A 12,433-nucleotide genomic window follows, 5' to 3' on the forward strand; every position below is an offset into this window, starting at 1 on the left:
AGCATGTTAACGATTGCGATGCCGAAAGGGCGAATTTTTTCAGAAGCTGTCGAACTATTAAGAAAATCAGGCTACAAGCTGCCAGACGAATTTGATGAATCAAGAAAACTAATTTTGACCGTGCCGGAAGAAAATATTCGCTTTATTTTAGCGAAGCCGATGGATGTCGGAACATATGTAGAGCATGGTGTTGCAGATGTTGGGATCGCCGGAAAGGATGTCATGATGGAAGAAGAGCGGGATGTTTTTGAAGTGCTTGATTTGAAAATTAGCAAATGTCATCTGGCTGTAGCCGGACTGCCTGATACGAAAATGAATGACATCGCTCCAAAGGTGGCGACAAAATATCCAAATGTGGCTTCTAAATATTTTCGAGAGCAAGGGGAGCAGGTCGAAATCATTCATTTGAATGGATCGATCGAGCTGGCGCCATTGATTGGACTGGCTGACAGAATTGTCGATATTGTTTCGACGGGAAGAACGTTAAAAGAAAACGGATTAGTAGAATTTGAACATATTGCTGATATCACTTCAAGACTCATTGTCAATCCCGTCAGCTATCGGATGAAGGACAAGCCGATCGACATGCTTGTGGAGCGACTTGCCAAAACAGTGGAAGAAGGAAAGGAGGATTCGGATTGAAAATTATTCACATCACTAAGGATCAAAAGCTTTCCTTGAAAAGATCGATTGACGCTGGAACAGAGGAGCAGCGCAAAATTGTGAAGGAAATTATTGAACGAGTCAAAAAGGAAGGCGATCAGGCGCTATACGAATATACGAAACGTTTTGATGGGGCAGATCTTCAATCTTTGCACGTATCAAAAGAAGAAATTAGTCGAGCGTACGAAGCGGTAGATAAAGAATTCATTGACATTGTTCAAGAAGCAGCAGAAAATATCTTTCATTTTCATGAAAAACAAAAGAAAGAATCATGGTTTTATTTCGATGAAAAAGGAACAATGCTCGGTCAGAAATTAACGCCGCTAGATGCTGTCGGCGTTTATGTTCCCGGGGGCACAGCTGCCTATCCTTCTTCTGTTTTAATGAATATCATGCCGGCTAAAGTGGCTGGTGTAGGCAGAATCGTGCTCGTTTCTCCTCCAGATCAAAATGGGAGCCTGCCGGTGGAAGTGCTGGTGGCAGCCAATGAAGCTGGCGTATCGGAAATATATAAAGCTGGCGGCGCCCAAGCAATTGCCGCTCTAGCTTACGGTACAGAAACAATTGAACCGGTCGACAAAATTGTCGGTCCTGGCAATATATTCGTCGCTCTTGCAAAGCGGGAGGTGTTTGGAACAGTTGATATCGATATGATCGCCGGGCCAAGTGAAATTGTCGTCTTAGCTGATGATACGGCTGTTCCGCATGAAGTTGCGGCCGATTTATTGTCGCAAGCAGAGCATGACAGGCTGGCAACCAGCATTCTTGTTACACCTTCTATAAAATTAGCAAAGGAAGTTCAAAAGGAAGTTGCGGCACAATTGGCCGATTTGCCGCGAAAAGATATCGCCGCTGCTTCGATCGAACAGTTCGGTGCTATTTATGTAACGGATTCAATCGAGGAAGCGGTTGGGATAGTCAACCAATTGGCACCTGAGCATTTGGAGGTATTAACGGAAAACCCGACGGGTGTTCTGCCAAAAATTAAACATGCAGGAGCCATCTTTTTAGGGAGATATAGCAGTGAACCTGTAGGCGATTATTTCGCAGGTCCCAATCACGTTTTGCCGACAAACGGAACAGCGCGTTTTTCCAGCCCGCTTAACGTGGATGACTTTATGAAAAAGTCCAGCATCATTTCATACAGTGAAGAAGCATTCCGTGCACATGCTTCAAAAATTGCAAAGTTTGCAAGATATGAAGGATTAGAGGCGCATGCAAGAGCAATTGAAGCTCGACTAGAAAAAAGAGGAAGTGATCGAAATGAATAGAACCGCCACAATATCTCGAAAAACGAACGAAACGAATATTCAGCTGTCATTTTCAATAGATGGTGAAGGCCGTGCAGATCTAAAAACTGGAGTTCCTTTTTTAACTCATATGCTTGATCTGTTCACAAGGCATGGCCATTTTGATTTAAAGATTGAGGCAGAAGGCGACATTGATATTGATGATCACCATACGACAGAGGATATTGGCATTTGTTTGGGACAGGCGATTCAACAAGCTCTAGGCGATAAAAAAGGAATTAAACGGTACGGTCATGCCTTTGTCCCAATGGATGACTCTTTAGCGCAGGTTGTTATTGATTTAAGCAACCGACCGCATTTTGAAATGCGTGGAGAATTGCCGAAGGGGAAAGTAGGAACATTTGATACAGAGCTTGTTCATGAATTTTTATGGAAGCTGGCGCTTGAAGCACGGATGAACCTGCATGTAATCATTCACTATGGAATGAATACCCATCATATGATTGAAGCTGTATTTAAAGCGTTGGGGAGAGCTCTTGATGAAGCGACTATGATCGACCCCAGAGTCAAAGGGGTTCCATCAACGAAGGGGATGTTGTAAAAATGATTGGCGTGATCGACTATGGCATGGGGAATTTATACAGCGTCTCGAAAGCCTTGGAACGCATGAATGCGGAATATTTTGTATCAAGTGATTTAAACGAGCTTGAAAAGGCAACAGCTTATATACTGCCAGGAGTAGGCGCATTCAAAGACGCGATGGCTATTTTAACGGAAACAAAAACAGATAAATTTTTGAAGGACGAAGTGCAAAAGGGAAAGGCTTTATTAGGTATTTGTCTTGGCATGCAGCTTTTGTTCAACGAAAGCGAAGAACACGGCTGGACTGAAGGACTCGGCTTTTTAAACGGCCAAGTAAAAAGAATTCCAGGAAAAAATGTAAAAGTCCCGCATATGGGATGGAATAAGCTGACTTTTCAACGAGATCATCCTCTCATAACTGGTCTTCAAGAAGATTACGTATACTTTGTTCATTCTTATTATGCGGTCGTAAACGATCCGGACGTTGTGGTCGCCAGCGCTTCATACGGCGTGACGGTTCCGGCTATTGTAGGAAGTGGAAATGTATTCGGCTGCCAGTTTCATCCGGAAAAAAGCGGCAAGCTGGGACTAGCCATCTTGAAAAACTATTTAACTTTTGTATCAAGGATGTGAGCTAATGATGAGTTTTACTATTTTTCCCGCCATTGATTTGCGCGGAGGGAAATGTGTCCGGCTGCTTCAAGGCGATTACAATAAAGAAACGGTTTACGGAGATTCACCGTTTGCTGTCGCCGAGTCGTTTGTAAAGGAAGGTGCTGACTGGATTCATATGGTAGATTTGGATGGGGCAAAAGAAGGAGTCCGCGTGAACCATCAACATGTTTTGAAAGTGGCAAAAGAGCTAAAAGTAAAGGTACAAGTTGGCGGCGGCATTCGCACAGAAAAAGATGTATACGAATATTTGGAAAACGGCATTTCCAGGGTTATTTTAGGCAGTTCTGCCGTTTCAAACAGGTCATTTGTTGAAAAAATGCTGGCTGAATACGGCGGCCGAATCGCAATCGGTATCGATGCGAAAAATGGCTATGTATCAACAGAAGGCTGGCTGAATACGTCCGAAGTTAAAGCGGTTGATCTTGGTAAAGAACTGGCGAAAAGCGGTGCAGAAACATTTATTTTTACTGATATTGCAACAGATGGAATGCTCTCGGGACCAAATGTCAAGGCGATTGTGGAAATGGCAAAAGCAACTGGAAAAACAGTCATCGCTTCCGGAGGGGTAAGCTCCATTGATGATTTGAAAAAGTTAAAGCAATATGAACAGGATGGAGTGAAAGGCGCTATTGTCGGAAAAGCGCTTTATACGAAAAAGTTCAGCCTCCGCGATGCTATCCATGAGGTGAATGGGCTATGATTACGAAACGCATCATTCCTTGTCTAGATGTTAAGGACGGACGTGTCGTCAAAGGCGTGCAATTTGTCCAGTTGAAAGATGCGGGCGATCCAGTGGAGCTAGCGAAATTTTATGATGAAGAAGGAGCAGATGAGCTTGTCTTCTTAGATATTTCCGCATCTCATGAAGGCAGAAAAACGATGATTGATGTTGTCGAACGAGTAGCGGCAACATTAGCCATTCCCTTTACGGTCGGAGGCGGAATCAACTCTTTGGAAGATATGAAAAAAATTTTGCGTGCTGGTGCGGATAAAGTTTCCATTAACACTTCTGCTGTATTAAACCCTTCGCTGATTATGGAGGGAGCTGATTACTTTGGCAGCCAGTGCATTGTGGTAGCGATTGACGCAAAATACGATCCAGAGCTCGGAAGCCACCGCGTCTATACGCACGGGGGACGAAAAGCGACCGAATGGGAAGTCGTGGCGTGGGCAAAGGAAGCTGTAAAAAGAGGTGCTGGCGAGATTTTGCTGACTAGCATGGATCAGGATGGAGAAAAATCCGGCTTTGATATTGACTTAACCAAAAAAGTAAGCGAGGCAGTTCCCGTCCCAGTCATTGCATCCGGCGGCGCCGGTAATGCTGAGCATTTTCTTGAAGTTTTTCGCGATGCCCGAGCGGATGCAGCGCTGGCAGCTTCCATTTTCCATTACAAAGAAACATCAGTCAAAGAAGTAAAAAGATTTTTGCAAAAAGAAGGGGTGAATATACGGTGAACATAGCAGAACTCAAATTCGATGAAAATGGACTTATTCCTGCGGTTGTTCAAGATGCTGTTAGCAAAGAAGTGTTAACAGTAGCTTATATGAACGAAGAGTCGCTAAAAAAAACATTGGAAACGAAGGAAACATGGTTTTACAGCCGTTCTCGCCAAAAACTTTGGCATAAAGGAGAAACGTCCGGCAATACACAAACTGTTCAAGAGATACGCTATGACTGTGACAAGGACGCGCTTGTCGTGCTGGTAATCCCGAATGGTCCGGCCTGCCATACAGGGCAATACAGCTGTTTTTCAAAAGAAAGTGGCGGCCAGGTGGACGGTAGCCGTTTTGATATTATTAACAAGCTGGAGGCCGTCATTGCGGAGCGTGAAGCTGAGCGTCCGGAAGATTCTTATACTACCTATTTGTTTGAAAAAGGCTTGGACAAAATTTTAAAAAAGGTTGGAGAAGAAGCTTCAGAGGTCATTATTGCAGCAAAAAACCGCAGCCATGATGAGCTGAAATGGGAAGCCGCGGATTTATTATTTCATTTGCTTGTTCTGCTGCGCGAGCAAAAGCTTCCGCTCGATGAAGTATTGACAGTTTTAAAAGAAAGACATGAAAAATAATCGCGAGTAAAAATAGGTTTTTCCTATTTATAAGATATGGTATACTATCCCTCGGCAAATAAAGTGAAATGGAGGGTTTGAGTGGGAAACCGTAAAGTAAAAAAAGACGAAGATTCAAAAATTGTTTCGTTTTTTCAAGACAGTGCAACGTTTTATCGCTGGGGATTAAAGGCTTATCAAAAAGGCGATTTGCAGTCGGCTTCAAAATTCGTCAAGCGGGCAGTAGATCTGGATCCGTATAACGAAGAAATGATTTGCAGGCTGGCCAGCATTTATACCGAATTAGGAAAGTTTCAAAAATCAAACGAACTATTAACATACATTATTGAACATATTCACCCTCATTCGGTAGAATGCTATTATTTTCTTGCAAATAATTATGCTCATCTCGGCTTGTTTCACGAAGCTTATAAACATGCAATGATATATAAGGAAAAGGCGCCGCAAGGCATATTTTCCGTAGAAAACAGCGATCTTCTTGAAATGATTGAAATAGAAGAAGAGGCTGAGCATTCGGATGATCTAATCGTGAAGCAAGAAAAAGCGCGCTCTTTGCTTGAGAATGGACAGTTTCAAGAATCTATTTCCATTTTAAAAGAGATTATAACTGATTACCCAGAGTTTTGGTCCGCTTATAATAATTTGGCGCTTGCCTATTTTTACCTTGGGGAAGTGGAAAAAGCGAAGGACATGATTTCCCTCGTGCTCCGGAAAAATCCAGGGAATTTGCATGCTTTATGCAATTTGCTTGTATTTTTTTATTATGAAGGTGATGAAGCGAGCATAAGCATGCTAGTTGAAAAACTAAAAAGAGTTTATCCGCTTGTTTCGGAGCACCAATATAAACTGGGGGCGACGTTTGCACTCATCGGCTTTTATCCTCATGCATTCAAGAGGCTCCATGCCTTGTATCGAAAAGGATTTGAGGGGGATGACACGTTTTATTATTGGCTCGCATACTCTTCTTATTTTATAGGACACTATGACTTTGCTAAAAAAATATGGAAGAAGGTTCTGTATTTAAATCCGCGGAAGGAAGGCTCTGAACCGTGGAATATGAAAGGGCTAAACGAAATGGAAAATCAAGTCCCGGAGCGGCTGCTCTCTATCTATTTCGCAATGAAAATGGATGAACGAGCGTATTTAGTAAATGAACAGGAGTTTGAAACTCGTCTTGAAAGAGAAGCTGTTCAATATGCTTTAAACGTTTTAAATGGCAAAAGGCCGACAGGTTTTCATGCTGTTCATTTCGCTTTCCATGTGGCCGATAGTTTAATGGACAAAACGTCAGAAGGAAAAGAATTGGTTTTATTTTGGTTTCGGCTTTTCAAAAATGCCTTTAAGTTCGACATAAAATTTCGCAATGTCAACGCATGGTCAGCAGCTGTCTATTATTTATGGATGAAACAGATAGGAAAAAACATCACACAAGATGGTGCGGCAAATCATTTTAACATCAGCAAAGCTACGCTGTCTAAATACGTGCGCGTCGCAAAAAAATTGAAAATGTGAGCAAATAAATAGCACGAGACATTTATTTTATATAGGATAAGTTGTAGGGAATAATAATTTTGTATTATTTATTGGATCATATGATGAGGAGTGAGTCTCGTGTCTGAAGAAAAAATTTATGATTGTATCATTGCCGGAGCAGGACCTGCAGGATTGACAGCTGCTGTTTACACATCCCGCGCCAACCTTTCTACTTTAATGATAGAAAGAGGCGTGCCTGGAGGACAAATGGTCAATACGGAAGATGTTGAAAACTATCCTGGATTTGATCATATTTTAGGTCCAGAGCTATCAAATAAAATGTTTGAACATGCTAAAAAATTTGGTGCTGAATACGAATATGGAGATGTGAAGGAAATTGTCGATGAAGGCGAATATAAAATCGTCAAAACAGGCAACAAAGAATATAAAGCAAGAGCAGTGATTATCGCTACAGGGGCCGAATATAAAAAGCTCGGCGTGCCTGGAGAGAAAGAACTGGGCGGACGAGGCGTCTCTTATTGTGCTGTATGCGACGGAGCATTCTTTAAAGGAAAAGATTTGATTGTTGTCGGCGGCGGAGACTCTGCTGTCGAGGAAGGAGTTTATTTAACCCGCTTTGCGAACAGTGTGACAATCGTTCATCGCCGCGATCAATTGCGCGCCCAAAAAATATTGCAGCAGCGCGCCTTTGATAATGAAAAGATTGATTTTATTTGGAATCATACAGTAAAAGAAATTCATGAAGTCGACGGGAAGGTTGGCAAAGTCACGCTCGTAAATACGATAACAAATGAAGAAACAGAAAAAGAGATAGACGGTGTATTTGTATACATTGGCATGGTGCCGCTGTCCAAACCTTTTGAAAATCTCGGAATTACGAATGAAGCAGGATATATTGAAACAAATGAAAACATGGAAACGAAAATTCCCGGCATCTTTGCGGCAGGAGATATTCGGGAAAAATCTTTGCGGCAAATTGTAACTGCAACTGGTGACGGAAGCATTGCTGCCCAAAGTGCTCAACATTATATTGAAGAATTAAAAGAGAAATTAAAAAATGCCTAAAATTGTTAACAAAATCGTAACTATGATTTAATTGTGCTGTAACATCAATGAAATAAAATTCAGTTACTATAAAAGTAGTAATTGACCCCCTTTTATAATATATACTTTTGAGCATGGGCAACCCTTCCCATGCTCCTTTTTTTGTTCCACCTTTTCTTTTGAAACCTTTAAAAGAGAAAAAACGTATGATAAAGTAGGAAAGCATGCGCATTGAGACACTATAGCATTTAATTGTATAATAAAAGGAATAAATATTTTTTATGTACCGCAACCTAGGGGTGAACTTGCTTTGCAAAGGGTTACAAATTGTGTTCTTGTTCATGAAGGTCAGCTGCTCTTGCTTCAAAAACCGCGCCGGAATTGGTGGGTAGCCCCTGGAGGGAAAATGGAGCAAGGGGAATCGATAAAAGAATCTGTTGTAAGAGAATTTAGAGAAGAAACTGGAATTTATTTAATAAATCCAAAAATTAAAGGGATTTTCACGATCATTGTCAAAGATGGAGATAAGGTTGTTCAAGAATGGATGATGTTTACATTTTTCGCAACACAATTTAACGGGGAAAATGTTTTGGAAACTGAGGAAGGAAAGCTGAAATGGCACTCGATTGATGAAATTAAACAGTTGCCGATGGCTGCGGGCGACTACCACATTATTGAATATATGATTAAAGGGTCAGGAATCATGTATGGAACATTCATCTATACACCTGATTATGAGCTTTTGTCTTATCGGCTCGATCCACAATAAAGAAAACCTCAGCTGCAAGAAAATCGAAGCCAAGGTTCAGAGAAGAGGATATACATGCCAGTTTCAAAATTTCCGCTAAATAAATTTATGATTTGACTCTTCTCATCCTTGATCAAAAAGCTATCAGATTAAAAAAATAAATCCCGATATTTCCTATTCAACATCTGTTACTGAATATTTTTCTTTTGAAAAAACGGGGGGCTTTGAATGATGAGTGAAACTTCAAATATTAAGATGGTTATTATTACGGGGATGTCCGGGGCAGGTAAGACGGTTGCGATTCAAAGCTTTGAAGATCTTGGATATTTTTGCGTCGATAATCTTCCACCTACTCTTTTGTCCAAGTTTCTAGAGCTTATGAAAGAATCGAGAACGAAAATGAACAAAGTAGCTGTAGTTATGGATTTGAGGGGAAGGGAATTTTTTGAATCTTTCCATCAGGCAATTGAAGAAATCAATGATATCCCGTGGATCGCACCGCAAATTTTGTTTCTTGATGCACATGATCAAGTATTAGTTAACCGGTATAAAGAGACGAGAAGAACCCATCCATTAGCTCCAAAAGGTCTTCCGCTTGAGGGGATCCGCCTTGAACGGGAAATGCTGGAGGAATTAAAGGGACGTGCGCAAATTGTATATGATACATCCAACTTAAAGCCAAGAGAATTAAGAGAAAAAATTTTAAAACAGTTCGCAGAAAATGGCGATCAAACCTTTACGTTGAACGTTTTATCATTTGGATTTAAATATGGTTTGCCGATCGACGCGGACTTAGTGTTTGACGTGAGATTTTTGCCCAACCCGTATTATATTGATCATATGCGCCCTAAGACGGGGCTTGACGAAGAAGTTTCATCATATGTTTTAAAATGGACAGAGACATCTAAATTTTTAGAGAAGCTGACAGATTTACTCTCATTTATGATCCCTCATTTTCAAAGAGAAGGAAAAAGTCAAGTGGTCATTGCAATCGGTTGCACTGGCGGACAGCATCGCTCGGTGACTCTGGCTGAATATTTAGGGGATTTTTTCCGCAAAAACTACAAAGTGCATGTATCCCATCGTGATATTGAAAGGAGAAACTATCGATAACTATGGATAAAAAGAAAATCGTCATTATTGGAGGAGGAACCGGATTATCTGTTCTGCTTCGAGGCTTAAAGCTGCTCCCTTTTGATATCACGGCCATTGTAACAGTTGCAGATGATGGCGGCAGCTCCGGTAGACTTCGTGATGAACTGAACATTCCCCCGCCGGGCGACATTCGCAACGTGTTAGCTGCTCTTTCCGATGTGGAACCGCTAATCGAGGAACTTTTCCAGCATCGTTTTAAAAAAGGGAACGATTTGACTGGCCATTCTCTCGGCAATTTAATACTTGCAGCGATGACCAATATCACCGGCGACTTTATGCACGCCATTCGGGAAATGAGTAAAGTATTAAATGTTCGCGGTACTGTTTTGCCTGCAGCGAACCAGAGCGTTGTATTAAATGCGGAGATGGAAGATGGATCTGTTGTGAAAGGGGAATCGAAAATCCCTTTTTCAGGAAAAAAAATTAAAAAGGTGTTTTTAACCCCGAAAAATGTAAAACCTCTTCAAGAAACGATCGATGTCATCAGACAGGCACATATGATCATTTTAGGGCCTGGAAGTCTTTATACAAGCATTTTACCGAATTTGCTCGTTCCGAAAATTGGCGAGGAGGTTTGCAAGTCCTCGGCCAAAAAAATATATATATGCAATGTCATGACTCAGCCAGGGGAGACGCTAAACTATACAGCGAGCGATCATGTGAAGGCTCTTTACGATCATTTAAACTGTCCGTTTATTGATGTGATCCTCGTGAACAACGGATCTATTCCCGAATACATACAAAAACGCTACGCGAAAGAATCAGCTTTTCCTGTCCAAGTCGATGCAGAGGCGCTAAAAGATATGGGACTTCGAGTAGTGCAGGACAACATGGTCTCCTTCGATCAACATGTTATTCGACATGATACGAATAAAGTGGCAAACATCTTAAAAAATTTGCTTCTGGAAGAAACGTAATCGGAAAGGGCGGTAATGGAAACATGTCGTTTGCTTCAGAGACGAAAAAAGAATTGACAACACTGGAAGTAAAACAATGTTGTTTAAAAGCAGAGTTGTCCGCGCTCATCCGAATGAACGGAACTGTGTCATTTTCCAACCGGGAATTGCTTTTGGATGTGCAGACTGAAAACGCAGCGATTGCAAGACGCATTTACATGCTGATCAAAAAAAAATATGACGTTCCGATCAAGCTGCTTGTACGAAAAAAGATGCGATTAAAAAAGAATAACGTCTATATTGTTAGAATGAATGAACAAGTAAAAGAGATTTTGGAGGATTTGCGAATTTTAGGCAAGGATTTTATGTATAACCATCAAATCTCTTTAGACCTTGTGAAAAAAAAGTGCTGCAAGCGGTCGTATATGCGCGGTGCGTTTTTAGCGGGCGGATCTGTCAACAACCCGGAAACTTCTTCATACCATTTGGAAATCTCGTCGTTATATAAGGAACATAACGATTCGCTATGCAGCTTGATGAATACGTTTTATTTAAATGCAAAAACACTGGAACGGAAAAAAGGATATATTACTTACTTAAAGGAAGCTGAAAAAATTGGGGAATTTTTGACATTGATCGGTGCCCATCAAGCTCTACTGCGTTTTGAAGATGTCCGAATCGTTCGTGATATGAGAAATTCAGTGAACCGCCTTGTCAATTGCGAAACAGCAAATTTAAATAAAACCATTGGAGCTGCTTTACGGCAGGTAGAAAATATAAAATTCATTGATGAAAAGATCGGATTAAGCGCCTTACCTGAAAAGCTGAGGGAAATTGCAGAATTACGGGTTATGTATCAAGATGTGACATTGAAGGAACTAGGTGAAATGGTGTCCAGCGGGAAAATCAGCAAATCGGGAATCAACCACCGATTAAGAAAAATCGATGAAATCGCTGAAAAATTGCGGGCTGGCAAAACGATTTCATTTAAATAAATTTTTAAGAAGAGAGGGATTAATATGGTTGAGAAAAAAGTGGAAGTTCGGTTAAAAACCGGTTTGCAGGCACGACCGGCTGCATTGTTTGTTCAGGAAGCCAACAGGTTTTCATCTGACATTTTTATCGAAAAAGACGGAAAGAAAGTAAACGCCAAAAGCATCATGGGGTTGATGAGCTTAGCTATTAACAGCGGCTCTGAGATCACATTGATCGCAGAAGGAAACGATGAGGAAGAAGCATTAGAAGCGCTTATCAACTACATTCAAAACGAAAATTAATGTGAACAAACAAAAAAATTGCCACAAAATTCATCAATGGATGGATATTGCCTCTCTTGTGGGAGAAAGCAGGAAACAACCGCTGTCAGCCACAAGAGGGCTTTATTTTTGCTAAAACTGATATGAAGACGAAATGGCTTCGAGTGCGTTAATAGAAAAGTTGTGATAAATCTTATGTTGGGAGAGAGCTTTGTGAAGGTTCTTAACTGGAACTTTTGGATTCAAAGCATTGCGAAAGAGCGGGGCGAATCCGAGCAATATATTTGGTGTAAATACTATTTTTTCATAAATCTGCGATCAACATTCAAGAAAAAACAAACGTGCTTTGATATGGTTCGAATGACTTACAGCTGAATGGATAAAGAGAGATTCTAGCCCTTTATAACATGAAAAAATCGATTATAACACTTGTTTTTGCCAGCAGGTGTCCAGAAAAAACTTCAGCAAAATACGGTTTACACAGGCTCTCCGAAAGCATATTTAATCCTTCATCCGGCTCGATCCGCATTTTGGGCTTAGATTAAAGCAATATCGGCAGTTAACGGCCTTTCGAAAACGTAAAGCTGACGATTCCTGCCAA

General features: G+C 41.0%; 14 protein-coding genes. All 14 read left to right on the forward strand.

All coding sequences use genetic code 11. The annotated features are described in order from the left end of the window. The first annotated feature begins 3 nt into the window (after positions 1-3). The 14 genes from hisG (at position 4) to NSQ44_RS03535 (ending at position 11,853) form a co-directional block, all read left to right on the forward strand. On the forward strand, positions 4-642 hold the full coding sequence (gene hisG, locus NSQ44_RS03470; protein ID WP_063389289.1) for an ATP phosphoribosyltransferase: 639 nt from the start codon (positions 4-6) through the stop codon (positions 640-642). Beyond that, positions 639-1,934 carry a histidinol dehydrogenase gene (hisD, locus tag NSQ44_RS03475; RefSeq protein ID WP_340854924.1) on the forward strand — a complete coding sequence of 432 codons (1,296 nt, stop codon included), beginning with the start codon at positions 639-641 and terminating at the stop codon, positions 1,932-1,934. The genes hisG and hisD overlap by 4 nt, the downstream gene beginning before the upstream one ends. Beyond that, positions 1,927-2,514: an imidazoleglycerol-phosphate dehydratase HisB gene (gene hisB, locus NSQ44_RS03480; protein ID WP_063389171.1), complete on the forward strand. Its 588-nt coding sequence runs from the start codon at positions 1,927-1,929 to the stop codon at positions 2,512-2,514. The genes hisD and hisB overlap by 8 nt, the downstream gene beginning before the upstream one ends. 2 nt (positions 2,515-2,516) lie before the next feature. Then, entirely contained in the window at positions 2,517-3,128 is a 612-nt protein-coding gene (gene hisH, locus NSQ44_RS03485) for an imidazole glycerol phosphate synthase subunit HisH (RefSeq protein ID WP_094245211.1), read from the forward strand. 4 nt (positions 3,129-3,132) lie between these two features. Next, positions 3,133-3,870 (forward strand): 1-(5-phosphoribosyl)-5-[(5-phosphoribosylamino)methylideneamino]imidazole-4-carboxamide isomerase, encoded by a 738-nt coding sequence (gene hisA, locus NSQ44_RS03490; RefSeq protein ID WP_066249069.1) that lies wholly within the window; start codon positions 3,133-3,135, stop codon positions 3,868-3,870. Next, a complete protein-coding gene (gene hisF, locus NSQ44_RS03495) occupies positions 3,867-4,625 on the forward strand; it encodes an imidazole glycerol phosphate synthase subunit HisF (RefSeq protein WP_340854931.1) in 759 nt (252 codons plus the stop codon). Before hisA ends, hisF begins: the two co-directional genes overlap by 4 nt. Further along, entirely contained in the window at positions 4,622-5,239 is a 618-nt protein-coding gene (gene hisIE, locus NSQ44_RS03500) for a bifunctional phosphoribosyl-AMP cyclohydrolase/phosphoribosyl-ATP diphosphatase HisIE (RefSeq protein ID WP_094245213.1), read from the forward strand. Before hisF ends, hisIE begins: the two co-directional genes overlap by 4 nt. A gap of 81 nt (positions 5,240-5,320) precedes the next feature. Then, a complete protein-coding gene (locus NSQ44_RS03505) occupies positions 5,321-6,751 on the forward strand; it encodes a tetratricopeptide repeat protein (protein ID WP_340854935.1) in 1,431 nt (476 codons plus the stop codon). A 99-nt stretch (positions 6,752-6,850) separates the two neighbouring features. Further along, positions 6,851-7,798: a thioredoxin-disulfide reductase gene (gene trxB, locus NSQ44_RS03510; protein ID WP_340854940.1), complete on the forward strand. Its 948-nt coding sequence runs from the start codon at positions 6,851-6,853 to the stop codon at positions 7,796-7,798. A 289-nt stretch (positions 7,799-8,087) separates the two neighbouring features. Then, complete coding sequence (locus NSQ44_RS03515) at positions 8,088-8,546, forward strand: 8-oxo-dGTP diphosphatase (protein WP_063389164.1); 459 nt, start codon at positions 8,088-8,090, stop codon at positions 8,544-8,546. A gap of 210 nt (positions 8,547-8,756) precedes the next feature. Continuing rightward, a complete protein-coding gene (rapZ, locus tag NSQ44_RS03520; protein WP_063389288.1) occupies positions 8,757-9,638 on the forward strand; it encodes an RNase adapter RapZ in 882 nt (293 codons plus the stop codon). A 2-nt stretch (positions 9,639-9,640) separates the two neighbouring features. After that, positions 9,641-10,597 carry a gluconeogenesis factor YvcK family protein gene (locus NSQ44_RS03525; RefSeq protein ID WP_063389163.1) on the forward strand — a complete coding sequence of 319 codons (957 nt, stop codon included), beginning with the start codon at positions 9,641-9,643 and terminating at the stop codon, positions 10,595-10,597. A gap of 23 nt (positions 10,598-10,620) precedes the next feature. Next, positions 10,621-11,571 (forward strand): DNA-binding protein WhiA, encoded by a 951-nt coding sequence (whiA, locus tag NSQ44_RS03530; RefSeq protein WP_063389162.1) that lies wholly within the window; start codon positions 10,621-10,623, stop codon positions 11,569-11,571. 24 nt (positions 11,572-11,595) lie between these two features. After that, on the forward strand, positions 11,596-11,853 hold the full coding sequence (locus NSQ44_RS03535) for an HPr family phosphocarrier protein (RefSeq protein WP_063389161.1): 258 nt from the start codon (positions 11,596-11,598) through the stop codon (positions 11,851-11,853). Positions 11,854-12,433: the final 580 nt, after the last annotated feature.

Origin of the sequence: Aeribacillus sp. FSL M8-0254 (genome assembly GCF_038008845.1) — a bacterium.
Lineage (GTDB): Bacteria > Bacillota > Bacilli > Bacillales > Aeribacillaceae > Aeribacillus > Aeribacillus composti.